The organism is Bradyrhizobium sp. UFLA05-108 (genome assembly GCF_059803455.1).
The window spans coordinates 40414-63769 of the sequence record NZ_JBANAZ010000031.1 but is presented as its reverse complement, the minus strand read 5'-3'; the positions used below and the strand labels follow the sequence as shown (position 1 = coordinate 63769).

Here is a 23356-nt window from a genome sequence, read left to right as displayed (position 1 = left end):
CAGGCGGCGCGATCGCATATGAGCCTCAACTTGAGCTCGTTATGCCCGGGCTTGTCCCGGGCATCCACATTCTTCGTGCAGTAGGCGATGCGTGGATGGGCGGGGCAAGCCCGGCCATGACGTTGTGGAAGCTTCAGTGCAAGCTCACGTGTCTTGCACGCGGCACCCTGCCCGCGGGTGGGTACAGCATGGAATTGTGCTGGTGATTTGCCCGACGTGTCAACCGTCTTTTCGGCCTTCCCGAATATCATCTTTCCGCCGATTTCTACTTTGCATGGGGTTGTTTTCGACATTTTTGTCGGCGGGGGCCGAGGCGGCCTTCCGACCATGGAGGGATGTCATTGCAAGTCGCTCACATGCAGTTAGGCTGCACCATCCATTATTCGGGCTCGGAGGTCCCCATGCCGATCCAGCATTTCGCACCGCCGCCGCACGTCAAGGCGCCGCCGCTGTCCTTTGCCACCCGCGTCGGCGATCTGCTGTTCATCTCGGGCATTCCCGGCTTCGATGCCCACGGCGCGCTGCCTGAAGGCTTCGAGGCGCAGTTCGCCAACGTCGTCATCAACATCAAGCGGGTGCTGACGGAGGCCGGCAGCTCGACGCACGATCTCGCCAAGGTCAACGTGCTGCTGACCCGCGCCTCCGATGTCGCAGCGATGAACGCGCTCTATGCCGGCGCGCTCGGACCGCCGCCCTATCCGGCGCGCACCACGTGCGTGGTGCACGCGCTCCCTGATCCGAGGATGCTGATCGAGATCGAGGCGGTGGCGTCGCTGGCGAAGTGAGCGGCGGATGCCGGTCGCAAGCAGCAGCGCACCAGCGCCTCCACATCGTCATTGCGAGGAGCACTTCGCGGAGCCTGTCATCGGGCCGCGCTTTGCGCGGACCCGGTGGCTCGCAATGACGGGATTGTTGCAACGATATGTTTCCACGGCATGACCTGAGATCCCGGCACGATCTCTGGTCCTCACTCTTCGCAACTGACATATGCGTGAATCACGGCGGCATCGGCTTGCAACGGGCCTGCTTTTGCCGCACGAGTTTCGCGGACTTCACGCATCAGCAAGGGGATATTTCAATGCGTCGCGTTCTTAGTGTTTGTGCCGTCGCTGGCATCGCCTCATCGGTCTTTGCCGTGCCGGCGTCGGCAAAGGTCGGTTATTACGTGATCCGCTGGGACAACACCGGCATCTGCCAGATCTGGAACGAGGACCTGCGTTACAAGCCGACGGAGTGGCCATCGACCTACAAGGTGGTCAGCAAGTCGTTCCCGACGTTCACCGCCGCCAATGACGTGCAGCTGAAGCTGCGGGGCGAGCGCCGCTGCACGCTGTAAGCGGAAAGCAAAGAGCAACGATTTTGCGAGGCGGATGCGCGGACAGCGTCATCCGCCTTTTCGTTGGCGGCCTCGATGCCCCTCGTTTCAAGCCGAATTCCTGCGATTTCCACCGCCCCTGCTTTGAACCTGTTGCGCCCAGGGAACTACTCAACTGGTGTCCGGGCCGCATTCTCCAAACGGCTCGCGCCACGCCTCCCCAGACATTGTCGGGAGGAGCATCACATCGTTCATTTGAGGAGCTATCATGCGTCGTTTTTCCATGCTGTGTGCCGCTGTCGGCGTTGCTGCTGCCTTCGTTGCCACCAGCCCTGCTGAAGCCGCCGGCTATCACCTGATCCGCTGGCAGAACACCGGCATTTGCCAGATCTGGGACGAGAGCCTTCCGACCACGCCGTGGCCGTCCGACTATCACCGCGTCAGCGGCTCCGTTCCGACCTTCGTCGACGCGCTCGCCCTGAAGGAGCATGCGCTGAAGAAGGGTCACTGCACCCTCTAAAAGCCATCGTCGATCGGCGAACCCTTAGTAGCGGGCAAGGGCGCAAGCCGCGTCCTTGCCCTCTGCATTTTGACAAGGCAGACAGTTTGATGCGCGCGACAATGACGAAGGCCGCGGTTCTCGGCCTTTCGCTCGTGGGGTTGACGATGCCGGCGCAAGCGCAGGCCCCGCAATCCTTCCGCGTGATCTCGCCGATCTTCAGCCAGCTCGTCAGCTTTGCGATGCCGTCGAATTTTGCCGCGGTGTTCGAGAACACCAGGGGCGGCCACTACATCCGCGAGGCCGTGCTCAAGGGCGAGAGCGCGCAGGCCTGGACGCAGATGATCACGGTCGCCGGCGAGAAAGGCGTCGCAGGCAATCCGTCGCTCACGCCGGAGAAATTCGCCGGCAACATCGCCGGCGGCTTCAAATCAGCCTGCCCCGAGAGTTTTGCCGCGAAGGCGCTCGGCACCACCAGGTTCGGCGACTCCGATGCCTTCATCGCCGTGATCGGCTGCGGCAGCGTCGACACCGGCCCTGAGCGCCACAGCGAAACCGCGCTGCTGATCGCGCTGAAGGGCGACGCCGATTACTACACGATCCAATGGGCCGAGCGGGGACCCGCCGCCGGCAAGCCGCCGCTCGATGACGAGAAATGGCCCGCGCGCCTGCGCCAGCTGCGCCCGATCGACCTCTGCCCGATCGTCGCGGGCGAGAAGGCGCCCTATCCGAGCTGCGTGAACAGAAGCTGACGCCTCACGCGTCCTTGTTTGCGCCGGGATGGATCAAAACGTCCCGCGCGGCGGCGAGGTCGAGGAAGGCCTGCTCGCTGCCGCCGCGGTCGGGATGCATAGTCTTGGCGAGACGGCGATAGGCCTGGTGGATGTCGTCGCAGGTGAGCTGCACCGCAAGCGGCAGGCCTAGCGTGCGGCGCGCGCGTTCCTCGTTAGTCAGCTTCTTTGGCATTGCACTGCGGCGGCCGAAGCGCGGCGCGGTCAGGCCGTGGATGACCTCGAGCACGACACTGAGGCGGCGCTGCGCCGCCACCGTGATGTCGTGGGCCTGCCCGTCATGGGCGGCCTGGCGCAGGATCGGGATCGCCTGCTCGGCGGCCTGGCGCAGCGTCGTGTCGGTGCTCGCACGCGCGATCTCGGCCGCAAGCCGGCCCGCCTCGTCCCAGTCGAGGGTGTGGGCGGTCCGCAAGCGTTCGAGGGCCAGCTTCCAGGATTCAATCCGGTCCATCATGCGCGCAACACTTAGCAACGAAAGCGAGTATGCCAAGCGCGGCGTTTCCGACGTCTTAATTTCGGGTTAGCCTTTCGCGAAACTTCGACACGAATCCGGCGCGAATTTCTGCCTGCACCGGCTCCTCAATGAGGCCTGACCGTCGTGTCGCGGCCACGCTTGCCGAATTTTGGTGCGGTCGCGACGTGCAGGGCGTCCTGAACCATGCCGATCCGCTGCCGGGCGATCTCCCGGACGCTGCGCGGCGCCGACTTGGCCGCGGCGTGGCGCAGGCTCGCCAGCACCTGGGTTGCCGCCTGCCGCAGCGTCTCATCGCGGCTCGCGCCTGCGATTTCCGCGACGATCTCGGCCGTCTTGCCGTAATCGGGCTCGGGCGCCGACATGCAGCGCTCGATCGCGAGCTTCCAATGTCTGATATGCGGGTCCATGCGCTTCGTCCAAATTGCGCGGCATCCAAAACGGGATGACAGCAACGCGCAGAAGTGGCTTGGCGTTTCGATTGGTTCGGCTTTGAATCAGCTTGTCGTCAACGCCAGAAAAAAGAGTCGAGGAAGCTGCGTCACCGGCTCGATCATGATGCTGGACGGCGGCTGCAGGACGTTGTGATCGGGCACAGCGTTCTTGCCCGGTGTCACCCCCGCGAGGGACCGGGGATCCTGTATTCCAGAGGCAGCGACGACTTATTCACATCACTACGCAGCTTGTGCCAATGGCGGCCGCTTTGCGGTTATCCCAAGGTCATCTGGTGCATTCCGTCGTTGTTAACCATCCGTTAACCAAACCCGCCCACCGTAGAATTACGGCTTGGGGTCGTTTGTTCTCGATCCGCTTCCATAGACGGAAGCGGGCGTTGGTCGGGAGGTGCGTTAATGACCATTGTTCACTCTGCTGCGTCCGCGTCGCCTACGCAGCTTCTTACCCCCAATGAAATCGTTCCACTTCTGATCGGCGCGACTGTCGGCGAGATCGAGCGCGAGCTCGTGCTCCAGACGCTCGCCCGCTGCGACGGCAACCGCACGCGCGCCGCGCGCGTGCTCGGCCTTTCCGTTCGCACACTTCGCAACAAAATCCGGATCTACGCGGCCGAAGGCATCGACGTGCCCGCCTATCACGATTAGGACGCGGCGCGGCGGCGCCACCATCCCCTGAGCGTCACGCCAAGCGCGATCGAGAACGACAGCGCCGCGACGATAGCCGCGGTCAGCTCGACCGCGCGCAGCAGGAAGGCGGTCATGACCATCCATGACGGCTGCGGCTCTTCGGCAAAGGCGATCGGGACGATGTCCGGCACGAGGACGTGCTCGAGCCCGGCGGCGATCGCGAAAACCAGCATGAACAGCAAGAGGATCTTCCATGCCGCGGTCATCGACGGCTCTGCTTGGGGGGTAATCTCGCGCACAAGCGATCCAATGCCATGGCTTGCCGCGCCGCCGATTGATGTTGATCAAGCACGGCAACCCGGCCCGCACAATTGCTGCTGTCGTGAAACGCCGCTAATTAACGGGCTTCTCGATCAGGAGTAGCGGCGTGGCAGACGATCAGGGGCGGCAAGGGCGACAGGGACTTCAGGGTCCGCGTGGACGGCAGGGCGAGCCGGGACGGGCGGGCCCGCAGGGACATCCCGGACGGCGCGGCCCGGACGGTCAGCGCGGCAAGCCGGGGCCGCAGGGCAAGCCCGGACCGGTCGGAAAGGCCGGACCGCAGGGCAAGCCGGGTGCGCAAGGCAAGCCAGGCGAAGCCGGTTCGCGAGGCCCCGTCGGCGCGCAAGGAGCAGCCGGACCGCAGGGACCGGCCGGCCCGCAAGGCCCGCGCGGCGAACCCGGTCCGCCCGGTCAGTTGCCCTCGATTGAGCAAGTGCTGCCATGGCTGGAGCAGCTCTTTGATGCCTGGGACGAGCGGCGGCGCCAGCGCGAGCGCGAAGCCGCCGAGCGCGAGGCGCTGGAAGCCGCCGTCCAGGACGATGGCAATGCCGATATCTTCGTTGACGACGCGAGCGAGGAGACGGACGAGGACGGCCACAGGAAAAAGAAGAAAAAGAAGAAGCACGGCAACAAGGACAAATAGGCGCGGCCCGCGCCTACAGCGCGGAACGATCATCCTTGTGCGGCAGCATACCCATGCGCTCGAACTGCCAGCGCATGGCGCGGTACCAGACGTAGCCGACCGCCGCGCCACAGACCGCCAGGATGACGAGGTTGGCACTGCTATAGGAACCGCTCCACCACATCATCCAGGCGGTCCACAGCACCGTGAAGATGACGGCACCGGCTTTCAAAGAGATCAGGGGGCGGCTCATGGTCGTGCTCCGGGTTCGCTCGAAAAAACCCCGGCGATCATCATCGCAACCCGCGTCACAAGGGACCGTGAGCCAGATCACGCAAAGCCCTTAGCCAAAGCGCAGCCGCGAGCGCTCCTTCGCCTTCTCGGCCTCCGCCGAACGATCCCGCGCCGGCGCATGCGTATGCAGCGATGTCAGGAGCCGCCGCGCGGCCTCGGACACCTCCGTCACCGCGCGATCGAACGCCGCCTCATTGGCCTGCGACGGCTTGTTGAAGCCGGACAGTTTTCGCACGAATTGCAGCGCGCTGGCCTGGATCTCGTCCTCTGTCGCCGGCGGCTCGAAATTGAACAGCGTCTTGATGTTGCGGCACATAAGTTCCTCCTGAAAGGCGCTCCTGTTCGAGGACGATCGGCGGCAGCCCAATGCTACATGCCGGGTCCGCCGATGTCATCGGCAGGTCAGAACGGAACGGGGACGCCAAGCCGCTCGAAGAAGGCGCGCCCCTTCGGCGTGAGACGAAGCGCGCGTGGAATGCGATGCGGCGCGAGCGCGTGCGTTTCGACCAGCCGCTTCAGCAGCGCGTTGGCAAACGGGCCCGCCAAATGTGGAACACGCTCGGTCCAATCGTTGCAGAGGCGCATGTGAGGATCCCGGCCCGGCTTGAAGTCGATCTTCTCGGTGCGACACCAGGCCAAGCCCTGCCCAGTGAGAGAGCCGTCCCGGCCGCGCAGCGTGATCAGTTCGCGACACACCAAACCGTCCAGCAGCGCCACGCCGAGCTGGCCGGCGAGATGGCAATAACAGGTCCGCGACTGCCGGAACGGCGTCGGCACGCGTCGCGTTCGCTCGACATGATCAGCCCTGGCAGCAAGATTGACGAGGTTCTCGATCAGGCCCGCGACCTCATCGTCGGCGATCCGATAGTACCGGAAACGGCCCTGCTGCCACACCGTGAGCAGGCGCGCGTCCGTCAGCTTCTGCAAATGCGCGCTGGCACTCTGTGGCGACACGCCGGCAAGCGATGCCAGCTCGCCGGCAGGCAAAGCCTTGCCGCCGAATAGCGCACTTACCATGGCCTCGCGCGCCGGATCGCTCAAAGCCTCGGTGAGCCGCGAAAATCCCGATTGCACCGACCGTCGTGCCACCGCCATCAAAAACTCCCGCCCCTGATCTGGGCACGCTCCCACGTCATCGCAATCATCCAAAGCGCGGTCATTTCAGAATTCCGTGAAACTTTGGCGGCGCAGCTCTGCGATCCCTGGGAAATATCCCTGAATCGCGAGGATTGCACCGTGATCAACGAAGCACACAAAGGCGACGCCGAACGCATCTGCAGGCTGTGGGACGAAGCCCTCGGCAACAAGGACCTCGAGGCAGCGCTCGCACTCTATGCAGATGATGCATCCATCGAAAGCCCGCTGGTCCAACGCCTCCTGAAGACTCCAAGTGGAATCGTCAAAGGCAAGGACAATTTGCGCAGCTTCATTGCGCGCGTCTTCCAGACCAATCCGCCTCAGCGCAAGCGCTTCAAGCAGGGCTTCTTCACGGACGGCCGCATCGTCACCTGGGAATATCCACGCGTCTCTCCCGACGGCGACCAGATGGAGCTGGTCGAGATCATGGAGATCGATAAGGGCCTGATCCAGCACCACAGGGTTTATTGGGGCTGGTACGCGCTCGGCTTTCTCAAGCACGAATGAGCTGATGGGCCCGTTGGCCGGCCGCCGAAATATTCCGCTTGCGCGATGCACCATTGCAAAAATGTTCTGGCGGACGGCGGAGTATCCGCTCTCGATCCTCGAGGTGACGCTGATAAGATCGCCCGCGAAGCGGCCCGGATGAAAGCGGCCGCAGCGGGGAGAAACACATGAAGATTTCGGGCGCGATGCTTGCCGCCGTTTTGCTATCCATCTCGATACCGGCGATGGCGGCTGATTATCCAGCTCCGAAACAAGGCGAGTGGATCGCCAGGGACTTCAAGTTCCACACCGGCGAGACCATGGCGGAGCTGAAGCTGCACTACACCACGATCGGCGAGCCGACCGGTCAGCCGGTGCTGGTGCTGCACGGCACTGGCCAATCCGCCGCGGGCATGCTGACGCCGGCTTTCGCGGGCGAATTGTTCGGCACCGGACAGCCGCTCGATGCGTCCAAATACTACATCATCATTCCCGATGCGGTCGGCCACGGCAAATCGTCAAAACCGTCAGACGGAATGAAGACGAGCTTTCCGAAGTACGATTACGACGACATGGTCGAGGCGCAGTACCGACTCGTGACGGAGGGGCTCGGCGTCAAGCACTTGCGCCTCGTGATGGGCAACTCCATGGGCGGCATGCAGACCTGGCTGTGGGGCGAGAAATATCCGCAAAGCATGGATGCGCTGGCGCCGATGGCCTCGCAGCCGACCGAGATGGCCTCGCGCAACTGGATGATGCGGCGGATCATGCTCGACACCATCCGCAGCGATCCCGACTACAATGGCGGCAACTACACGAGCCAACCGCGCATGATGAAATACGCCATCGTCGCCTATGGCATCGCCAGCATCGGCGGGACGCTCGCCTATCAGGCGCAGGCGCCGACGGCGGCCAAGGCCGACAAGATGGTCGACGAACGACTCGCTGCACCAATCACCGCGGATGCCAATGACTTCGTCTATCAGTGGGAGTCCTCGCACGACTACAATGCCTCAGAGCGGCTGGAGCGCATCGAAGCACCGCTGCTGTTGATCAACGCTGCCGACGACGAGCGCAATCCGCCGGAGACGGGCGTTACGGAAGCGGCGATGAAGCGGGTCAAGAACGGCCGCCTGTATCTGATCCCCGCGAGCACGGAGACGCGCGGCCACGGCACCACCGGCAACGCAAAATTCTACACTGAGCAGCTCCGGCAATTGCTGCAGACGGCACCGCAGCGGACGATGTGACACCAGCAACAGGATCCGATGTCGACCGCTCGCTTTCGCCGGACTGCGCTCGCGTTGCCCGGCGCCGTCGAGGGTGAGCATCACGGACATGCCGATTTTCGCGTCGGCAAGCGCGTCTTCGCAACGCTCGGCTATCCCGATGACGAATGGGGCATGGTCAAGCTCACCCCGGAGCAGCAGACGATGCTGGTCGCCGCCGAACCGGAGATGTTTCGTCCGGTGCCCGGCGCGTGGGGCAAGACGGGCAGCACCAATGTGAGGCTGGCGAAAGCTGATCAGGTGACGTTGCGAAGCGCACTCACGATGGCCTGGCGCAACGTCGCGCCCAAATCGCTACTCGCACTGCATGACAAGGCGAGGCACTGATTTCGCGGGCCAAAGCCGGATTTCGTTGGCTGCGAGCGGCCCTATCAGGTAGTTTGACGCGCCAGCTCAAGCGGAGGCCCGCCGTTGACCGATCTTTGCGCTGAAGACCTCCACCATCTATGCGAAGCCGAGCCCGCGCGTGATCGCGAAAGCGCGGCCCGCGATCGACGTGCATGCCAGGAAGTTCATCGAGATGTCGCCGTTCTGCGTGCTGGCGACGTCGGGCACTGATGGCAGCGTCGATGCCTCGCCGCGCGGTGGTGGTGCCGGCTTCGTCCACGTCGCCGGCCCCAATGAGTTGCTGATGCCTGATCGCTCCGGCAACAACCGGATCGACAGTTTAAGGAACGTCGTCGAAGGCTCGGGCTTCGTGCATCTGTTGTTCTTCGTGCCAGGTATCGACGAGACGCTGCGCGTCGGCGGTCGCGGCACGCTGTCCGCCGCTCCGGAGCTGCTCGCCTCGATGGTCGAGTTCGGCAAGCCGCCGCGCGCGGTGCTGAGCGTCGCGGTGAGCGAGGTCTATTTCCACTGCGGCAAAGCCTTGATGCGCTCAAAGCTGTGGTCGCCGGAGGCGAAGGTTGAGCGCGCGGTGATGCCGAGCATCGTCCAGGTCATTCACGACCAGACGGGCTTGGGCGAACCGGAGAGCCAGGACGTGGTGGAAGCGCGCTACAAGACGCAGTTGTAGGCCGGCGCAACGAGCACAGTGTCGTCCCGGACAAGCGAAGCGCAGATCCGGGACCCCCGCGCGTTTCGCTCGTCGTGATAGCCGCAGGGAGTAGTTTGGCGAAGACTCGTGGTTACCGGCTCTGCACCACAACTTCTCCCTGGGGTGATGGGTCCCGGCTTTCGCCGGGACGACATGGGGAGTTTGCGGCTAGCGTCGGAGCTTAATGCCCCTCGCCCTCGAGTCCGCCGACGTGCTTCTGGGTGTAGAGCTCGAGACCAATGCGGCCGATCAGGTCGAGCTGGGTCTCGAGGAAATCGATGTGATGCTCCTCGTCGCTCATCAGCTTCTCGAACAGGTCGCGCGTGACGTAGTCCTTCACGCTGTGACAGTAGGTGGCCGCTTCCTGGTAGAGCGCACGCGCGCTGATCTCGGCAGCGAGATCGCAATCGATGATCTCCTTGACGTTCTGGCCGATGCGCAGGGGATCGAGCACCTGCATGTTCGGGAAGCCGTCGAAGAACAGGATGCGCTCGGTGAGCTTGTCGGCGTGCTCCATCTCCTCGATGGATTCCTTGCGCCAGACCTTGGCCATGTCGCGCAAGCCCCAATTGTCGAGGAAGCGGTAGTGCAACCAGTATTGATTGATCGCGGTGAGCTCGTGACGCAGTGCCTTGTTGAGATATTCGATAACTTTCGCGTCGCCCTGCATGATTCACTCCAGCTCTTGCGGCCTCATCGGTAATAAACCGAATTTAGAACGCTTCTAAAACAAGTTTGGAACGGGAGCAACCCATCGCAGGGTCGCACCCGGGGATAAGCTCAGCCGATTGAAGAAAGAGAAGTCAGCAGGCCGCGAGTGCGAACGAGGCGGGCTCGACGATCTCGTCGTTGGCAGCGACCTGGTGGCTGTGCGGGCAACCGGCACAGCAGGACGTGGCGCACGGGCCGAGAGCTTCATCGATGATGGTCTTGATGGTCCGCGCGCAGCGTCCGCATTCGGCGCTACAACCGAGGCAGCCATAGACCTGCTTGGCATGTCGCACGGCGTCGTCGGAATCGGCGACGGCGGCGCGGATGTCGTCATCGCTCAGCACGTTACAGGAACAGACGATCATGGAAAGCGGCAGGCCCTTCGGTGATGCACCATCATCGATATTTAAAGGCTCGGCCGGATGCAAAAGGAAAAACCGGTATTTGAAGCTATTCCAAACTGAGCCGCGATTCAGCCTAGAACGGGTCTAAAAAGACAACTTGCGCTGGATCAAGGTTGCAACCGAATTGGGGCCTAATCGCCGCCGCCACCACCGCTGTCCCCGCCACCGCCGCAATCACCGCCACCGCCGCCGCTGCTGTCACTACTGATGCTGTCACTGGAACTGCAAGAGCCGCTGCCGATCGGATTGCCGGAACTATCGACCGACGACGATGAATTGTCGCTGAAAAACCAGCTCCCCAGCGCAAAGCCGTCAGTGTTTCCAGAATAGCTGTCGCCGCCATTGGCACCGGCAGCCGCGCGCGAGCGCCGCCGGCTGCGGTCCTGCACATGAGTCATCAGGACGAAGCAGATGACCGAGGTGGCCCCGATGGCGATCAGGGCGCTCATCATCAAACTGTTCATGGCTCTTTCTCGGGTTTCGTGCCTCGCGGGAGCCGCCTCCCGCACGCATTCGTCGCCCCCGGCAGACCTTCCGTTCATTGATCATTCAAGCAGAATATGGAACCTTGGGTGGGGAACCACGTCCGCGCTCGCTGTGAAAGGTGAAATCCATGAAGAAATCGCTCCTGGCACTCGCTGCCGCCGCCACCCTGGCCGCATCGGCGCTTGCGCCTGCGCCGGCCCATGCGCAGCGTGGTGTCGCCGCGGGCGTGGCCGCCGGCATCGTAGGCGGCGCTATCGTCGGGGGCGCGCTGGCATCCCCGTATTACGGACCCGGTCCCGGTTACTATTATGGTCCCGGCTATCCGCCTCCGCCCCGTTACTACGGCCCGGGCTATGCCGCCGACGACTATTACGGCGGCTGCGTCTGGCAGCGTCAGCGCTTCTGGGACGGTTATGCCTGGCGTGTGCGTCGCGTGCGCGTCTGCGGCTGAGGGCTTTCCCACAGATTTGTGCCGGAACGGCCGGTTTTTTACGGGACCTCCGTTCAGCCAAAAGCCCGAAAAAGACCGCTTTTTCTCGTCACAGCTCCGCGAGTGTTTACGGTGGATTGACCATTTGCGCGCTTCCTAGCAGGACGGCTAATTCCATCAGAGTGTGCGTGAGCCTTTGAAACCCGGCGCTCTTTCGAGCGCCTTCTCCCAGGAGAGCCCTAAGCATGAAGAAGACTTTAGTTGCCGCCCTCACGGTTGCGACGATCGCCGGTACGCTGGCGACCGCCACTCCGCCCGCTCAGGCCCATGACGGCGTCGGCGCCGGCATCGCAGCCGGCCTGATCGGCGGAGCCATCGTCGGCGGCGCCATCGCGTCGAGCCGCCCGGCCTATGGTGGACCGGTCTACGTGGCCGAGCCCCCGCCGCCTGCGCCCTGCTACTGGCAGCGCCAGCGTTACTGGGACGGTTACGGCTGGGTCGTTCGCCCGGTCCGCGTCTGCTACTGAGTTGATCGACGGGCGCACCTCGCGCCGCGATCGAAGCCCGGCCGAGATCATCGGCCGGGCTTTTTTCTTTCGTGCTCGCTAACGCGCCGCCTGGATCGAGCGCAGCACCTCTTCGCTCGGCCAGCAATCGACCTTCAGTCCCGCCGACTTCTGATAGGCGCCGAGCGCCGCGCGCGTCAGCATGCCGGCCTTGCCGTCGAGCTTGTCCTTGTAGAGCCCGATCCGCGTCAGCCCGCGCTGCATCGCCTCGACGTCCTTCGTTCGTAGTTGCTTCGAGGCTGACCAGGGTGTCGCGAACGACAGCGGGCTCGTCATGCGATCGCTGAGATGGCCGACGAACAGCACGTAGAGATCGGAGAAATTATATTCCTTGATGACGAAGTAGTTTTTCGTCGTCAGGAACGAGGGGCCATAAATGCCTTCGGGCTGGAGCAGCGATGCCGGCTGCGCGAGTTCAGCCGCATTCAACTTTTGCCCGCGCACCGGCACAAAGCCCTCGCGCAGCCACTGGCTGATCGGCTTCGTCACCTCCGGCACGCCGCTCGTGCAATCGACCTTGGCTGGCGCCTGCACCTCATAGGCCCAGCGTACGCCGCTCTGCCAGCCCTTGTTGACGAGCTGCTGCGCGGCGGAGGCCAGTGCGTCCGGCACCGAATGCCAGATGTCGATGCGGCCGTCGCCGTCGAAATCGACGCCGTGCTTGTAGTATTCGGATGGCAGGAACTGCGTGAGGCCGGTGGCGCCCGCCCAGGACGCGCGCATGTCCTTGCGCGCCACCACGCCCTCGCCGAGAATCTTCAGCGCAAGGACGAACTCGTTGCGGTACGTGTCCTTGCGCCGGCCGACATAGGCTTGGGTCGCAAGCACGCGCACCAGGTCATAAGGCAGCGTGTAGCGGCCATAGTCGGTCTCACGTCCCCAGATCGCGAGCATGACGGTGGCGGGAACGCCCGAGCTCTTCTCGATCTGGGTCAACGCGTCACGATATTTCTGCAGCAGCCGCTGACCCTCGCCGGCAAGCCGCGCGATCGAGGCTTCCTTGATGTAATCAGCCGGCACCTGCACGAACTCGGCCTGGGACGGAGCGCCGGTCGCGGGCCGTCCCGGCAGGATCAGATCAGGCAGCTTGTAGTCGGGCTCGAGCCCGCGCGTCTGTTCGTCGAACGTCGCGCGCGACACGCCGACCGCCTGCGCCTCCGGCCACAGCGAAGCGATGAACTGGGTGAAGGCGGCGTCGGCGGCGTGGGCGGACGACAAGCCGCAGGTGAGCACAATCACCGCAGCGATGAACGTCCGCCGCATCATGCTGAAATCACCGAGTCAGCTTCTTGTACTTCACGCGGTGCGGAATGATGCTGTCCTGGCCGAGACGGCGCATCTTGTCCTTCTCGTAGTCCTGGAAGTTGCCCTCGAACCATTCGACGTGGCTGTCGCCTTCGAAGGCGAGGATGTGGGTCGCGATGCGGTCGAGGAACCAGCGATCATGGCTGATGATGACGGCGCAGCCGGCAAAATCCTCCAGCGCCTCTTCGAGCGCGCGCAGCGTGTCGACGTCGAGGTCGTTGGTCGGCTCGTCGAGCAGCAGGACGTTAGCGCCGGACTTCAGCATCTTGGCAAGATGCACGCGGTTGCGTTCACCGCCTGACAGCGCGCCAACCTTCTTCTGCTGGTCGGCGCCCTTGAAGTTGAACGACGAGCAGTAGCCGCGCGAATTCACTTCCTTCTTGCCGAGCAGGATCAGCTCGTTGCCGCCGGAGATTTCCTCCCACACGGTCTTCTTGCCGTCGAGCGCATCGCGCGACTGGTCGACATAGCCGAGATGCACGGTCTCGCCGACCGTGATGGTGCCGTTGTCCGGAGTTTCCTGCTTGGTGATCATCTTGAACAGCGTGGTCTTGCCGGCGCCGTTCGCACCGATCACGCCGACGATGCCGCCGGGCGGCAGCTTGAACGTGAGATCGTCGATCAGGAGACGCTCACCATAGCCTTTGCTGAGGCCTTCGAAATCGACGACATTGGCGCCGAGCCGCTCGGCGACGGGAATGATGATCTGCGCGGTCTGGGTCTGCTTCTCGCTCGCCTGCTTCAACAGCTCTTCATAGCGCTGATAACGGGCCTTGGATTTTGCCTGACGCGCCTTCGGCGAGGACGCGACCCATTCCTGCTCGCGGGCCAGCGTCTTCTGATGCGCGGCCTCCTCGCGGCCTTCCTGCTCGAGCCGCTTCTGCTTCTGCACCAGCCAGGACGAGTAGTTGCCCTCGTAGGGAATGCCGCGGCCGCGATCGAGCTCGAGAATCCAGCCCGTGACGTTGTCGAGGAAGTAGCGATCGTGGGTGACGATCAGGATCGCGCCGGGATAGTTGCGCAAGTGTCCTTCAAGCCACGACACGGATTCGGCGTCGAGATGGTTGGTCGGTTCGTCCAGCAGCAGCAGCTCGGGCTGATCGAGCAGCAGCCGGCACAGCGCGACGCGGCGGCGCTCACCGCCGGAGAGTTTCGTGACATCGGCATCGTCGGGCGGGCAGCGCAAGGCGTCCATCGCCTGGTCGACCTTGCTGTCGAGATCCCAGAGGCCCTGGGCCTCGATCTCGTCCTGCAGCTTGGTCATCTCATCGGCGGTCTCGTCCGAATAATTGACGGCGAGCTCGTTGTAGCGATCCAGGATCGCCTTCTGCTTGGCGACGCCCTGCATGACGTTCTCGCGGACGGAAAGCTTGGGGTCGAGCTGCGGTTCCTGCTCGAGATAGCCGACGCGGGCGCCCTCGGCGACCCAAGCCTCGCCGGTGTACTCCTTGTCGAGGCCGGCCATGATCTTGAGCAGCGTCGACTTGCCCGAGCCGTTGACGCCGAGCACGCCGATCTTGGCGTCCGGGTAGAAGCTCAGATGGATGTTATCGAGCACCTTGCGGGTCGGGTAGCTCTTGGTCAGGCCTTGCATGAAGTAGACGAACTGGCGCGCCATCGGTCCCGTAAAACCTTCGATTTGAGGAAATTTGCTTGCCGCCGATGTAGCGATCCCGCCCCCAAAGGGCAACGTTTTCCCTCCGTTCACCACGGATGAATACGGAATGGACACCATCCGGGAAGCTGATCCCTACAATTGAAACCATTTTTTAATAAAGCAGGCCAAAGCTGGCCGTGGCGCCACAAAAAGCGCCACCTGCGGCAGAAGCGGCGGGGAAAACAGCGAGGCCGCATCATGGCAATGATCGAGACAACCTCTCATCCCGTCCCGGCAGGAGCCGGAGGCTCCACCCTCTTCGCAGAGCTCCGCGCGTTCTGGGTCCGGTTCTTCGCCACGGCTTTCAACCCCTACCGCCCGGAACTTCACTACATGCGCGGCCCGGGTCCCGCCTGGCGTGCCAAGCACGGCATGGACGCGCCGTTCCGCCTCAAACCGCGCGATCTCTGACGCCCCGCCTGCTGCCGGATTTTTGAAGCGTCCTGCTGCTTGCGCCGGCTGCCGATTGCGCGCAAGCATGGCGAGGTTCGATCGATGGCGCCCCTGCCCGCGCCGTCGTTCCTCGCCATGGATGGACGGTTTTCCCCGATGACGCGGCTACGCTGTGCAATTCTCGACGACTATTTCAACATCGCCCAAGACGTCGCCGACTGGTCAAAGATCTCCGACCGCGTCGACATGACGGTGTTCAATCATCCGTTCGCCTCCGAGCAAGCCGCTGTCGGTGCGCTGGGGGACTTCGAGATCGTCTGCGCGATGCGCGAGCGCACGGCGTTTCCGAGCAGCCTGTTCGAGGCGCTCCCCAGGCTGAAGCTGCTGCTGACCTCCGGCATGCGCAATGCCGCGATCGACATGGAAGCGGCGAAAGCGCGCAACGTCGTGATCTGCGGAACGCAATATTCCCGCGATCCGACCGCCGGGCTTACCATGGGCCTGATCCTGGAATTGACCCGCGGCATCGGCCGCGAGAACGCGCGCATGCATGCGGGCGAACCCTGGCAGAGTTTTGCGGGCATCGAGATCGAGGGCCGGACGCTTGGCGTCGTCGGGCTCGGCAAGCTCGGCAGCAAGGTCGCGGGGATCGCGAAGTCGTTCGGCATGAACGTCATCGCCTGGAGCCCGAATCTGACCGCTGAGAAATGCAAGGAGGTGGGCGTCGGCTACGCCAGCAAGGAGGAGCTGTTTGCGAAGGCGGATATCATCACCATCCACGCGGTGCTGAGCGAGCGCTCGCGCGGGCTGGTCGGCGCCGCCGATCTCGCGCGGATGAAGCCGACCGCCTATCTCGTCAACACCGCGCGGGGACCGATCGTCGACGAGGCAGCGCTGCTCGAGGCGCTGCAGCAGAGGAAGATCGCAGGCGCCGGCATCGACGTGTTCTCGGTCGAGCCGCTGCCGACCGATCATCCGATCCGCAAGCTCGACAATGTCGTGCTGACGCCGCATCTCGGCTACGCCACCGAGGATGGGCTGCGCATCCATTACGGGCAGATGGTCGAGGCGATCGACGCCTGGACCAAGGGCAGCGAGCCGCCGAAGCGGTTGGCCTGAAACGAAAAAGGCGTGCCGATGGCACGCCCTTCGCAATCAAGTGTCTTTCGAAGCTTTTAGCGCACAGTGACGGGCGCCGGCAGCGGCGGCACGACGGTCGGCTGCGTGCCCGGGGCCGGACCGGCCTGGGCAGCCATAGGCGCAGGCGCAGCAGCGCCGGGCGTCGGCGCGGCAGATGCAGTTGCCGTTCCCGGCGACGGGCCACCGGGCATCACGACGACGCGGGTGCCAACCTTGACGCGATCGAACAGGTCGGAGACGTCCTCGTTCAGCATGCCGATGCAGCCCGAGGAGACGAACTTGCCGATCGTCGAGGGCTGGTTGGTGCCGTGGATCCGGTACACCGTCGAGCCGAGATACATCGCGCGCGCGCCGAGCGGATTGCCGGGACCGCCAGCCATGAAGCGCGGCAGATAGGGCTGGCGCTCGATCATTTCCGTCGGCGGATGCCAATCCGGCCACTCCGCCTTGCGGGTGATCTTTTGCACGCCGGTCCAGGTGAAACCGTCACGGCCGACGCGCACCCCGTAGCGGATCGCGCGGCCATTACCGAGGACGTAATAGAGGTAGGTGTTCGGGGTATCGACGATGAGCGTACCGGCCGGCTCCTTGGTCTGGAACGAGACCTCCTGGCGGCGCAGGTTCGCCGGCAACTGCGTGGGCGCTGCGTCAGGCTGCTCCTCGGGCGGAAGCGCCGCAACCGTCATCGGCTGGCCATTCGGACCGGCAGGCTGCTGTTGCTGGACAGCGCCGGTCGCGGCGGGTCCACCGACGCCTTCCGGCGGACGCAGGCCGTCGTTGGCGCCCTGCGGCCCGGCAGGACGGTCGGCATAGATCACCGCTGGCGGGCCGGCGGGGCGGCCATAACGGGGATCATCCGGCGACATCACCGGACCCTGCGGCGCATTGTTGGAATAGACGGGCGCACCGGCCGGCCGGCCGTAGCGCGGGTCATCCGGCGACACCACCGGACCCTGCGGAGCGTTGTTGGAGTAGACCGGCGCACCGGCCGGCCGGCCGTAGCGCGGATCGTCCGGCGACATCACCGGACCGGAGGGGCCGGGCGGAGGCAGCGCGGCTGAGTTCCGCGGCTGCGACGGCATCGCGTCGTCGTCATCCTCGAGCGCGTCGAAATTCGGCACGCGGTCGCCGGGACGATATTCGGACGGATAGCCTTGCTGATAGACCGGGGCCTGCTGGACCGGATAGCCCTGCTGAGCGTGCGCGAGCGAGGCTCCCGCCGCAGCAGTTGTTGCGGCAGCGCAAATCGTCAGAAAATGTTTGATCATCATCGCCCTAGTGTAGTCCCCAGGCCCGACCGGACCGTTAACCGGCACATGGACGAAGATCGCGGCGCATTCAAGACAAAACAGGCCGATCCGGGCCTGATTTGGTGATTTGTGATCGGCGGCGCGACCGTTGCGCCGGTGCATCACGGAGCGGAAATCGCGCGGGGCCGTAGGTCGCCGGACTCTCCGCTCCCGATTTTTACGGAACGGCCCGGGACCGTTCGGGTATTCTCGAATCAGCCTGATTCGCCCTCCGCTTTGACCAGTTTCCCGCGCGGCGAAGGCGGCAGTCAGTACCGTCACCGCGTTCAGATGGCTCAAGGGCCTCGGCATCAACCTGCCAAGGCGGAAATTGCCCTTCGATGCTTCCCGGCTTCCGCTTCCTGCTTGCGGCGATCCTGTTGTCAACCTCCATCCTGGTATTCGGCTTAGGTGCCGCCGCGCTGCTCCGGGCGACGCATGAACAGTTCGTCAGCAATCCGTCCTGGCGAAACGGCCCGCAGGAGCAGGTGTTCGCGCAGGCAAACGAACCGACGCAGCCGGTGCTCGCAGCGCTCCGCGCCGAGCCGCTGCCGCCCTCGACCTCGGTCCGCGACTACGTCCCGACCGTCGGCCTTCCCGAAAGCGGACCCGAGCAGGTGGCCGCACCGACATCGGAGGTGAGCAGCGGGCCGGTTGCGTCGGCCGCCGGCGAACCGGCCGCGACTGAAGCTCCCTCTCCACCGGCCGAGACGCCGGCGCCGCAATCCGCATCGGCCGAAACCACACCCTCGACCAGCACGACCATGCCCGCCACCGGCGAGCCGGTGCCGACGCCGGTCAACTCACCCGAACCGCAACAGGCTGATGCCGCCAGCACCATCGCGCCATCAGAGGCAATTACAGAGGTCGCAGCGCTCGCTGCAGCCGCTCCGCAGGCCCCGCCGGCGAAAGCCAAGGCGGAGAGCGATGCGTCCGACAAGCAGGCCGCCAAGCAGCGCGCCAAGAAGCAGCACCGGACCGTGCGGCGGCCGCCACCGCCGCCAGTGCAGCAGACATTCAATCCCTTCGCCATGCAGCCGCTGCAACAATATCGGCAGCCGGCCTACGCGGCGACCACCCGCGTCCGCTAAGCGAGCCTCACGCCGGCCCGGTCGCAATCGTCGGGCCGCCTTCCTGGCCCCACTCCGACCAAGAGCCATCATAGAGCGCGGTGTCGGTGATCCCGAGGCGGTACAGCGCGAGCGTCAGCACGCCGGCAGAGACGCCGGAGCCGCAGCTCGTCACGATCGGTGCGTCGAGCTTGACGCCCGCGCCGGTGAAGGTCTGCTTGAGATCGGCGGGCGGCTTCATTTCGCCGGTCGCGGCATCGAACAATTGGGCATAGGGCACGTTGCGGGCGCCCGGGATGTGGCCGGAGCGGATGCCCGGCCGCGGCTCCGCAACGCGGCCCTCGAAGCGCTCCGCGGGACGCGCATCGATCACCTGCTCGGCACGGCTTTCGACGTTCGCGATCAACTGCTGCATGCTGCGCACACGCTTCGGATCGTAGCTCGCCTTGAAAGCCTGGGCCTTCGGCTTCCCCTCGCCGCTCTCGACCGGACGCCCCTCGGCGCGCCACTTCTTCAGGCCGCCATTGAGAATGCGCACGTTGCCGTGGCCGTAGGACAAAAACATCCACCACGCGCGCGGCGCGGCGACCCAGCCGCCGGCATCGTAGATCACGACGGTATCGGCATTGCTGATGCCGAGACGACCGACGTCGCGGCCGAACTGCTCGGCGCTCGGAAACATGTGCGGCAACGGATTGGAATGGTCGGACACAGCGTCGACATCGAAGAACACCGCGCCCGGCAGGTGCGCGGCGAGATAGTCGTCCTTCGGCAGCGGCAGCACGCCCGGCAGCTTGAAGGTGGCGTCGAGCACCTTCACGTTGGCGTCGCCGATGTGGGCGGCGAGCCATTCAGTAGAGACGAGGGGGTCGGTCGGGGTGGTCATTGCTTGCATTTCCTTTTCGTTATTCCCGAGCGCGCGTGAGCGAGGTTGAAGCAGTGCGCGTCAAACTCCGCCGTCATCGCCCGGCCTTGTCCGCGCGATCCAGTATTCCAGAGGCGGCTGTGATCGAGCGGAGAGGCCGCGGCGTACCAGATTCGCCGCTTTCGCGGGAATGACGCCGGAGATTGGAGTGACAGCGAAGCACCCCTCACCCCTTCTTCGGCTCCCATTTTTCCACCGGGCCACCGGCGTCGCGCCAGGCGGCATAGCCGCCGGCGATGTGGGCGACTGGTTTGAGGCCCATGTCCTGCGCGGTCTTGGCGGCGAGCGCGGAACGCAGGCCGCCGGCGCAATGGAAGACGAACTTCTTGTCCTCCTGGAAGATCGGCTTCGCATAGGGGCTCTGCGGATCGATCCAGAATTCGAGCATGCCGCGGGTGCAGGCAAACGCGCCGGGAATACGGCCGTCGCGCTCGATCTCGCGGGGGTCGCGGATGTCGACGATGACGACGTCGCCATTCTTGGAGATCTCGATGGCGTCTTTTGCCGACAGCGTCTCGATTTCGGCATTGGCCTCGTCGATCAGCGCCTTGATGCCGCGGGTAATGTTTTGGGGCATGTGCTTCTCCCTCTTGTTGTCATTCCGGGGCGCGCGAAGCGCGAGCCCGGAATGACGGCGGCGCACATCAGTGCGTCAACTCCTTCATCGCGCCCTCGAGCCCCTCGATGGTGATCGGGAACATGCGGTTGGCGAAGATGCGGCGGATGATGGTGGTCGATTCCGAATAGTCCCAGTGCTTCTGCTGCACCGGATTGAGCCACACCGCATGCGGATAGGTGCGGATGATGCGCTCGAGCCAGACCGAGCCCGGCTCCTCGTTGACATGCTCGACCGAGCCGCCAGGCACCATGATCTCGTAAGGCGACATCGAGGCGTCGCCGACGAACACGACCTTGTAGTCGTGCGGATATTTGTGCAGCACGTCCCAGGTCGGCGTGCGGTCGGTGAAGCGCCGCTTGTTCTGCTTCCACACGCCCTCATAGAGGCAGTTGTGGAAGTAGAAATACTCCATGTGCTTGAACTCGCTCTTCGCCGCCGAGAACAGCTCCTCGACCTGCTCGATATGCGAATCCATCGAGCCGCCGATGTCGAAGAACACCAGGAGCTTGACCGCGTTGCGCCGCTCGGGGCGCATGACGACGTCGAGATAGCCGTGATTGGCGGTTTGCTTGATCGTGTTGTCGAGATCGAGTTCGTCCGGCGCGCCGGTACGGGCGAATTTGCGCAAGCGGCGCAGCGCAACCTTGATGTTGCGGATGCCGAGCTCGACATTGCCGTCGAGATCCCTGAACTCGCGCTTGTCCCACACCTTTACGGCGCGGTTGTTGCGGTTCTTCTCCTGCCCGATGCGCACGCCTTCCGGGTTGTAGCCATAGGCGCCGAATGGCGAGGTGCCGGCGGTGCCGATCCACTTGCTGCCGCCCTGATGCCGGCCCTTCTGTTCCTCGAGCCGCTTCCTCAGGGTCTCCATGAGCTTGTCCCAGCCCATGGCCTCGATCTGCTTCTTCTCTTCCTCGGTGAGGTATTTCTCGGCGAGCTTCTTCAGCCACTCCTCGGGGATCTCCGCCTTGTCCATGGCGTCGAGCAGGCTCTCCAGCCCCTTGAAGACAGTGCCGAAGACGCGGTCGAACTTGTCGAGGTTGCGCTCGTCCTTCACCAGCGAGGCGCGCGACAGATAGTAGAAATTCTCAACCGTGTAGTCCGCGAGGTCGGCGTCGAGCGCCTCCATCAGCGTGAGGTATTCGCGCAGTGTCACAGGGACCTGCGCATCGCGCAACGAGGTGAAGAATTGCAGGAACATGGGTGACAGATTGCCCGTCGGATGGCTCCCGTCAAGGGGCGCCGACCTCTCCCACAGGAAGAGGTCGGCGCACAGCGCCGGGTGAGGGGTTTCGCTCCCTCGTGCGACTTGAGCCCCCTCCCCCGATTTGCTGCGCAAATCCACCTCTCCACGTCGGGGAGAATGAACCGAGTTCGAGCGCGCAATGATTCAACATGGACCGGGGGGCTTTTTGCTCTAGAATTGCTGCACTTGAGGCTTGGTTTTTGGGGATCTTTGCCATGGGAATTATCGCAGCGCTGATCATCGGCGCGATCGCCGGCTGGCTCGCGGGGAAAATTGTTCACGGGGCGGGATTTGGGCTGATCGGCAATATCGTGGTCGGCATCATCGGAGCGCTGGTCGCGGGCTGGATCCTGCCGCAGCTCGGCATCGGGCTCGCCACCGGCACATTCGGCTCGATCCTGGACGCCACCATCGGCGCGGTGATTGTGCTGGTCATCCTTTCGCTGATAAAACGGGCCTGAAAAGCTTGACCTAACCCGGAACGGCCGCTCGAAGCGGCCGTTCCCATGTTGTGGCGGAGGTGCACCTCGCCCGATGACCGACAAGGACGCGCGATGAAGTTTACCGGCACCAAGGACTATGTTGCGACCGACGATCTCAAGGTCGCCGTCAACGCCTCGATCGTGCTGGAGCGCCCGCTGCTGGTGAAGGGCGAGCCTGGCACCGGCAAGACGGTGCTGGCCGAGGAAGTCGCCAAAGCGCTGAACGCGCCGCTTCTGACCTGGCACATCAAGTCCACCACCAAGGCGCAGCAGGGCCTCTACGAATACGACGCGGTGTCGCGCCTGCGTGACAGCCAGCTCGGCGACGCCCGCGTTTCCGACATCAAGAACTACATCAGGCGCGGCAAGCTGTGGGACGCCTTCACCGCCGAGCAGCGCCCGGTGCTGCTGATCGACGAGATCGACAAGGCCGACATCGAGTTTCCGAACGACCTGCTGCTCGAGCTCGACCGCATGGAATTCCATGTCTACGAGACCGGCGAGACGATCAAGGCGAAGCAGCGCCCGATCATGATGATCACCTCCAACAACGAGAAGGAGCTGCCGGACGCGTTCCTGCGCCGCTGCTTCTTCCACTACATCAAGTTCCCCGACGCCGAGACAATGGGCCGAATCGTCGACGTCCACTTCCCCGGCATCAAGAAGCGCCTGGTGGAAGAGGCCCTGCGCATCTTCTTCGAGGTGCGCGAGGTGCCCGGCCTGAAGAAGAAGCCATCGACCTCCGAGCTGCTCGACTGGCTGAAACTGCTGCTCAACGAAGAGATGACGCCCGAGCAACTGCGCGAGCGCGACCCGCGCAAACTGATCCCGCCGCTGCACGGCGCGCTGCTCAAGAACGAGCAGGACGTGCATCTGTTCGAGCGGCTGGCGTTTCTGAGCCGGCGGGAGGTCTGAGGCGCAAGCTCGCAATAAAAGCTTTGTTGTAGCCTCAAACGCCGCTGTCATTCCCCGCGAAAGCGGGGAATCCAGTACGCCGCGGCCTCTCCGTATCCCACCGCCGCCTCTCGAATACTGGATCGCCCGCTTTCGCGGGCGATGACACCGAGATTGTGGAGCGCGCGTGCCCCAAGCTCGTCATTGCGAGCGCAGCGAAGCAATCCAGACTATCTCCGCGGCACGACTCCAGCTCAATGCCTAACGTCGAGACCCACTCGATGGTCGACAGCGCGGTACCATCTGCGAGCTTGCTGAAGAAACCGTGGGGTGGTTAGCGTCAGCGTAACCCACCACTTCTCTCACCAAGCGGGAAGCAAAGAGGTGGGTTTCGC

At 64.0% G+C, this 23356-nt stretch carries 33 protein-coding genes; 18 read left to right on the top strand and 15 right to left on the bottom strand.

Features of this window, described 5'->3' with window-relative positions; genetic code table 11:
• Positions 1-401 precede the first annotated feature (401 nt).
• The 4 genes from SO140_RS22850 (at position 402) to SO140_RS22835 (ending at position 2566) form a co-directional block, all read left to right on the top strand.
• Positions 402-785 (top strand): RidA family protein, encoded by a 384-nt coding sequence (locus SO140_RS22850; RefSeq protein ID WP_449381849.1) that lies wholly within the window; start codon positions 402-404, stop codon positions 783-785.
• Positions 786-1078: 293 nt separating this feature from the next.
• Complete coding sequence (locus SO140_RS22845) at positions 1079-1336, top strand: hypothetical protein (RefSeq protein ID WP_449381850.1); 258 nt, start codon at positions 1079-1081, stop codon at positions 1334-1336.
• A gap of 247 nt (positions 1337-1583) precedes the next feature.
• A complete protein-coding gene (locus SO140_RS22840; RefSeq protein ID WP_449381851.1) occupies positions 1584-1835 on the top strand; it encodes a hypothetical protein in 252 nt (83 codons plus the stop codon).
• Between the two features lie 89 nt (positions 1836-1924).
• Positions 1925-2566 (top strand): hypothetical protein, encoded by a 642-nt coding sequence (locus tag SO140_RS22835; protein WP_449381852.1) that lies wholly within the window; start codon positions 1925-1927, stop codon positions 2564-2566.
• Positions 2567-2570: 4 nt separating this feature from the next.
• Here the strand turns inward: SO140_RS22835 and SO140_RS22830 are convergent, their stop codons facing one another.
• Positions 2571-3059 carry a DnaJ domain-containing protein gene (locus SO140_RS22830; RefSeq protein ID WP_449381853.1) on the bottom strand — a complete coding sequence of 163 codons (489 nt, stop codon included), beginning with the start codon at positions 3057-3059 and terminating at the stop codon, positions 2571-2573.
• Between the two features lie 125 nt (positions 3060-3184).
• A complete protein-coding gene (locus tag SO140_RS22825; protein WP_449381854.1) occupies positions 3185-3487 on the bottom strand; it encodes a hypothetical protein in 303 nt (100 codons plus the stop codon).
• Between SO140_RS22825 and SO140_RS22820 the strand changes: the two genes are divergently transcribed.
• On the top strand, positions 3486-3665 hold the full coding sequence (locus SO140_RS22820; protein WP_449381855.1) for a hypothetical protein: 180 nt from the start codon (positions 3486-3488) through the stop codon (positions 3663-3665). The genes SO140_RS22825 and SO140_RS22820 overlap by 2 nt on opposite strands.
• A gap of 263 nt (positions 3666-3928) precedes the next feature.
• Positions 3929-4177 carry a helix-turn-helix domain-containing protein gene (locus SO140_RS22815; RefSeq protein ID WP_449381856.1) on the top strand — a complete coding sequence of 83 codons (249 nt, stop codon included), beginning with the start codon at positions 3929-3931 and terminating at the stop codon, positions 4175-4177.
• Here SO140_RS22815 and SO140_RS22810 read toward each other — a convergent pair.
• Positions 4174-4425: a hypothetical protein gene (locus SO140_RS22810; protein ID WP_449381857.1), complete on the bottom strand. Its 252-nt coding sequence runs from the start codon at positions 4423-4425 to the stop codon at positions 4174-4176. The two genes, SO140_RS22815 and SO140_RS22810, sit on opposite strands and share 4 nt — an antisense overlap.
• A gap of 161 nt (positions 4426-4586) precedes the next feature.
• Here SO140_RS22810 and SO140_RS22805 point away from each other — a divergent pair, with 161 nt between their 5' ends.
• Positions 4587-5123 carry a collagen-like domain-containing protein gene (locus SO140_RS22805; RefSeq protein WP_449381858.1) on the top strand — a complete coding sequence of 179 codons (537 nt, stop codon included), beginning with the start codon at positions 4587-4589 and terminating at the stop codon, positions 5121-5123.
• A gap of 13 nt (positions 5124-5136) precedes the next feature.
• Here SO140_RS22805 and SO140_RS22800 read toward each other — a convergent pair whose 3' ends face one another.
• The 3 genes from SO140_RS22800 to SO140_RS22790 all read right to left on the bottom strand — a co-directional run bounded on the left by SO140_RS22800 (position 5137) and on the right by SO140_RS22790 (position 6491).
• Positions 5137-5355, bottom strand: coding sequence for a hypothetical protein (locus SO140_RS22800; RefSeq protein ID WP_449381859.1), 219 nt, complete (start codon positions 5353-5355; stop codon positions 5137-5139).
• Between the two features lie 90 nt (positions 5356-5445).
• Positions 5446-5712 (bottom strand): DUF2277 domain-containing protein, encoded by a 267-nt coding sequence (locus SO140_RS22795; RefSeq protein ID WP_449381860.1) that lies wholly within the window; start codon positions 5710-5712, stop codon positions 5446-5448.
• Positions 5713-5798: 86 nt separating this feature from the next.
• Complete coding sequence (locus tag SO140_RS22790; protein WP_449381861.1) at positions 5799-6491, bottom strand: ArsR/SmtB family transcription factor; 693 nt, start codon at positions 6489-6491, stop codon at positions 5799-5801.
• A 141-nt stretch (positions 6492-6632) separates the two neighbouring features.
• Between SO140_RS22790 and SO140_RS22785 the strand changes: the two genes are divergently transcribed.
• From SO140_RS22785 to SO140_RS22770, 4 genes are all read left to right on the top strand, one after another.
• Positions 6633-7040, top strand: a complete 408-nt coding sequence (locus SO140_RS22785; RefSeq protein ID WP_449381862.1) for a nuclear transport factor 2 family protein — start codon at positions 6633-6635, stop codon at positions 7038-7040.
• Positions 7041-7207: 167 nt separating this feature from the next.
• Positions 7208-8269, top strand: coding sequence for an alpha/beta fold hydrolase (locus SO140_RS22780; RefSeq protein ID WP_449381863.1), 1062 nt, complete (start codon positions 7208-7210; stop codon positions 8267-8269).
• An 18-nt stretch (positions 8270-8287) separates the two neighbouring features.
• Entirely contained in the window at positions 8288-8635 is a 348-nt protein-coding gene (locus tag SO140_RS22775) for an MmcQ/YjbR family DNA-binding protein (protein WP_449381864.1), read from the top strand.
• 139 nt (positions 8636-8774) lie between these two features.
• Positions 8775-9323 carry an MSMEG_1061 family FMN-dependent PPOX-type flavoprotein gene (locus SO140_RS22770; protein WP_449381865.1) on the top strand — a complete coding sequence of 183 codons (549 nt, stop codon included), beginning with the start codon at positions 8775-8777 and terminating at the stop codon, positions 9321-9323.
• A 202-nt stretch (positions 9324-9525) separates the two neighbouring features.
• Here the strand turns inward: SO140_RS22770 and bfr are convergent, their stop codons facing one another.
• The 3 genes from bfr to SO140_RS22755 form a co-directional block, all read right to left on the bottom strand.
• Positions 9526-10014, bottom strand: a complete 489-nt coding sequence (gene bfr / locus SO140_RS22765) for a bacterioferritin (RefSeq protein ID WP_027522416.1) — start codon at positions 10012-10014, stop codon at positions 9526-9528.
• 133 nt (positions 10015-10147) lie between these two features.
• Positions 10148-10420 (bottom strand): (2Fe-2S)-binding protein, encoded by a 273-nt coding sequence (locus SO140_RS22760; RefSeq protein WP_449381866.1) that lies wholly within the window; start codon positions 10418-10420, stop codon positions 10148-10150.
• A gap of 170 nt (positions 10421-10590) precedes the next feature.
• Positions 10591-10911, bottom strand: a complete 321-nt coding sequence (locus SO140_RS22755; protein ID WP_449381867.1) for a hypothetical protein — start codon at positions 10909-10911, stop codon at positions 10591-10593.
• A gap of 161 nt (positions 10912-11072) precedes the next feature.
• Between SO140_RS22755 and SO140_RS22750 the strand changes: the two genes are divergently transcribed.
• Both SO140_RS22750 and SO140_RS22745 read left to right on the top strand, forming a co-directional pair.
• Complete coding sequence (locus tag SO140_RS22750; RefSeq protein WP_474801278.1) at positions 11073-11396, top strand: hypothetical protein; 324 nt, start codon at positions 11073-11075, stop codon at positions 11394-11396.
• Positions 11397-11620: 224 nt separating this feature from the next.
• On the top strand, positions 11621-11902 hold the full coding sequence (locus SO140_RS22745) for a hypothetical protein (RefSeq protein ID WP_449381869.1): 282 nt from the start codon (positions 11621-11623) through the stop codon (positions 11900-11902).
• Positions 11903-11980: 78 nt separating this feature from the next.
• On the opposite strand, the gene SO140_RS22740 is transcribed toward SO140_RS22745, so the two are convergent.
• Entirely contained in the window at positions 11981-13207 is a 1227-nt protein-coding gene (locus tag SO140_RS22740) for a lytic murein transglycosylase (RefSeq protein WP_449381870.1), read from the bottom strand.
• A 7-nt stretch (positions 13208-13214) separates the two neighbouring features.
• Positions 13215-14864: an energy-dependent translational throttle protein EttA gene (gene ettA / locus SO140_RS22735; RefSeq protein ID WP_449381871.1), complete on the bottom strand. Its 1650-nt coding sequence runs from the start codon at positions 14862-14864 to the stop codon at positions 13215-13217.
• 237 nt (positions 14865-15101) lie between these two features.
• On the opposite strand from ettA, the gene SO140_RS22730 reads away from it, so the two are divergent.
• Both SO140_RS22730 and SO140_RS22725 read left to right on the top strand, forming a co-directional pair.
• Positions 15102-15314, top strand: coding sequence for a hypothetical protein (locus tag SO140_RS22730; RefSeq protein ID WP_449381872.1), 213 nt, complete (start codon positions 15102-15104; stop codon positions 15312-15314).
• A 138-nt stretch (positions 15315-15452) separates the two neighbouring features.
• Positions 15453-16415: a D-2-hydroxyacid dehydrogenase family protein gene (locus SO140_RS22725; RefSeq protein ID WP_449381877.1), complete on the top strand. Its 963-nt coding sequence runs from the start codon at positions 15453-15455 to the stop codon at positions 16413-16415.
• Between the two features lie 56 nt (positions 16416-16471).
• Here SO140_RS22725 and SO140_RS22720 read toward each other — a convergent pair whose 3' ends face one another.
• The gene (locus tag SO140_RS22720; protein ID WP_449381873.1) at positions 16472-17707 is read right to left on the bottom strand and encodes a L,D-transpeptidase; all 1236 of its coding nucleotides are present in this window, start codon (positions 17705-17707) and stop codon (positions 16472-16474) included.
• A 359-nt stretch (positions 17708-18066) separates the two neighbouring features.
• Here SO140_RS22720 and SO140_RS22715 point away from each other — a divergent pair, with 359 nt between their 5' ends.
• Complete coding sequence (locus SO140_RS22715; RefSeq protein ID WP_449381874.1) at positions 18067-18816, top strand: hypothetical protein; 750 nt, start codon at positions 18067-18069, stop codon at positions 18814-18816.
• A gap of 7 nt (positions 18817-18823) precedes the next feature.
• Here SO140_RS22715 and sseA read toward each other — a convergent pair whose 3' ends face one another.
• The 3 genes from sseA to SO140_RS22700 form a co-directional block, all read right to left on the bottom strand.
• The gene (gene sseA / locus SO140_RS22710; protein WP_449381875.1) at positions 18824-19681 is read right to left on the bottom strand and encodes a 3-mercaptopyruvate sulfurtransferase; all 858 of its coding nucleotides are present in this window, start codon (positions 19679-19681) and stop codon (positions 18824-18826) included.
• 205 nt (positions 19682-19886) lie between these two features.
• Positions 19887-20297, bottom strand: coding sequence for a rhodanese-like domain-containing protein (locus SO140_RS22705; protein ID WP_474801283.1), 411 nt, complete (start codon positions 20295-20297; stop codon positions 19887-19889).
• Positions 20298-20364: 67 nt separating this feature from the next.
• Positions 20365-21540, bottom strand: coding sequence for a vWA domain-containing protein (locus tag SO140_RS22700; protein ID WP_449384624.1), 1176 nt, complete (start codon positions 21538-21540; stop codon positions 20365-20367).
• Positions 21541-21800: 260 nt separating this feature from the next.
• Between SO140_RS22700 and SO140_RS22695 the strand changes: the two genes are divergently transcribed.
• Together SO140_RS22695 and SO140_RS22690 are read left to right on the top strand one after the other, a co-directional pair.
• Positions 21801-22046: a GlsB/YeaQ/YmgE family stress response membrane protein gene (locus SO140_RS22695; protein ID WP_449384625.1), complete on the top strand. Its 246-nt coding sequence runs from the start codon at positions 21801-21803 to the stop codon at positions 22044-22046.
• A 93-nt stretch (positions 22047-22139) separates the two neighbouring features.
• The gene (locus SO140_RS22690) at positions 22140-22982 is read left to right on the top strand and encodes an AAA family ATPase (protein ID WP_449384626.1); all 843 of its coding nucleotides are present in this window, start codon (positions 22140-22142) and stop codon (positions 22980-22982) included.
• The last annotated feature ends 374 nt before the right edge of the window (positions 22983-23356 follow it).

Coding starts and splice junctions, on each gene's coding strand:
- SO140_RS22700 (WP_449384624.1), bottom strand. CDS start 21,540: ATGTTCCTGCAATTCTTCACCTCGTTGCGCGATGCGCAGGTCCCTGTG.
- SO140_RS22810 (WP_449381857.1), bottom strand. CDS start 4,425: ATGACCGCGGCATGGAAGATCCTCTTGCTGTTCATGCTGGTTTTCGCG.
- SO140_RS22775 (WP_449381864.1), top strand. CDS start 8,288: ATGTCGACCGCTCGCTTTCGCCGGACTGCGCTCGCGTTGCCCGGCGCC.
- SO140_RS22835 (WP_449381852.1), top strand. CDS start 1,925: ATGCGCGCGACAATGACGAAGGCCGCGGTTCTCGGCCTTTCGCTCGTG.
- SO140_RS22760 (WP_449381866.1), bottom strand. CDS start 10,420: ATGATCGTCTGTTCCTGTAACGTGCTGAGCGATGACGACATCCGCGCC.
- SO140_RS22840 (WP_449381851.1), top strand. CDS start 1,584: ATGCGTCGTTTTTCCATGCTGTGTGCCGCTGTCGGCGTTGCTGCTGCC.
- SO140_RS22745 (WP_449381869.1), top strand. CDS start 11,621: ATGAAGAAGACTTTAGTTGCCGCCCTCACGGTTGCGACGATCGCCGGT.
- SO140_RS22755 (WP_449381867.1), bottom strand. CDS start 10,911: ATGATGAGCGCCCTGATCGCCATCGGGGCCACCTCGGTCATCTGCTTC.
- SO140_RS22850 (WP_449381849.1), top strand. CDS start 402: ATGCCGATCCAGCATTTCGCACCGCCGCCGCACGTCAAGGCGCCGCCG.
- SO140_RS22845 (WP_449381850.1), top strand. CDS start 1,079: ATGCGTCGCGTTCTTAGTGTTTGTGCCGTCGCTGGCATCGCCTCATCG.
- SO140_RS22690 (WP_449384626.1), top strand. CDS start 22,140: ATGAAGTTTACCGGCACCAAGGACTATGTTGCGACCGACGATCTCAAG.
- sseA (WP_449381875.1), bottom strand. CDS start 19,681: ATGACCACCCCGACCGACCCCCTCGTCTCTACTGAATGGCTCGCCGCC.
- SO140_RS22815 (WP_449381856.1), top strand. CDS start 3,929: ATGACCATTGTTCACTCTGCTGCGTCCGCGTCGCCTACGCAGCTTCTT.
- SO140_RS22740 (WP_449381870.1), bottom strand. CDS start 13,207: ATGATGCGGCGGACGTTCATCGCTGCGGTGATTGTGCTCACCTGCGGC.
- SO140_RS22800 (WP_449381859.1), bottom strand. CDS start 5,355: ATGAGCCGCCCCCTGATCTCTTTGAAAGCCGGTGCCGTCATCTTCACG.
- SO140_RS22825 (WP_449381854.1), bottom strand. CDS start 3,487: ATGGACCCGCATATCAGACATTGGAAGCTCGCGATCGAGCGCTGCATG.
- SO140_RS22790 (WP_449381861.1), bottom strand. CDS start 6,491: ATGGCGGTGGCACGACGGTCGGTGCAATCGGGATTTTCGCGGCTCACC.
- SO140_RS22695 (WP_449384625.1), top strand. CDS start 21,801: ATGGGAATTATCGCAGCGCTGATCATCGGCGCGATCGCCGGCTGGCTC.
- SO140_RS22795 (WP_449381860.1), bottom strand. CDS start 5,712: ATGTGCCGCAACATCAAGACGCTGTTCAATTTCGAGCCGCCGGCGACA.
- ettA (WP_449381871.1), bottom strand. CDS start 14,864: ATGGCGCGCCAGTTCGTCTACTTCATGCAAGGCCTGACCAAGAGCTAC.
- SO140_RS22820 (WP_449381855.1), top strand. CDS start 3,486: ATGCGCTTCGTCCAAATTGCGCGGCATCCAAAACGGGATGACAGCAAC.
- SO140_RS22780 (WP_449381863.1), top strand. CDS start 7,208: ATGAAGATTTCGGGCGCGATGCTTGCCGCCGTTTTGCTATCCATCTCG.
- SO140_RS22725 (WP_449381877.1), top strand. CDS start 15,453: ATGACGCGGCTACGCTGTGCAATTCTCGACGACTATTTCAACATCGCC.
- SO140_RS22830 (WP_449381853.1), bottom strand. CDS start 3,059: ATGATGGACCGGATTGAATCCTGGAAGCTGGCCCTCGAACGCTTGCGG.
- SO140_RS22750 (WP_474801278.1), top strand. CDS start 11,073: ATGAAGAAATCGCTCCTGGCACTCGCTGCCGCCGCCACCCTGGCCGCA.
- SO140_RS22720 (WP_449381873.1), bottom strand. CDS start 17,707: ATGATGATCAAACATTTTCTGACGATTTGCGCTGCCGCAACAACTGCT.
- SO140_RS22715 (WP_449381874.1), top strand. CDS start 18,067: ATGCTTCCCGGCTTCCGCTTCCTGCTTGCGGCGATCCTGTTGTCAACC.
- bfr (WP_027522416.1), bottom strand. CDS start 10,014: ATGCAGGGCGACGCGAAAGTTATCGAATATCTCAACAAGGCACTGCGT.
- SO140_RS22730 (WP_449381872.1), top strand. CDS start 15,102: ATGGCAATGATCGAGACAACCTCTCATCCCGTCCCGGCAGGAGCCGGA.
- SO140_RS22705 (WP_474801283.1), bottom strand. CDS start 20,297: ATGCCCCAAAACATTACCCGCGGCATCAAGGCGCTGATCGACGAGGCC.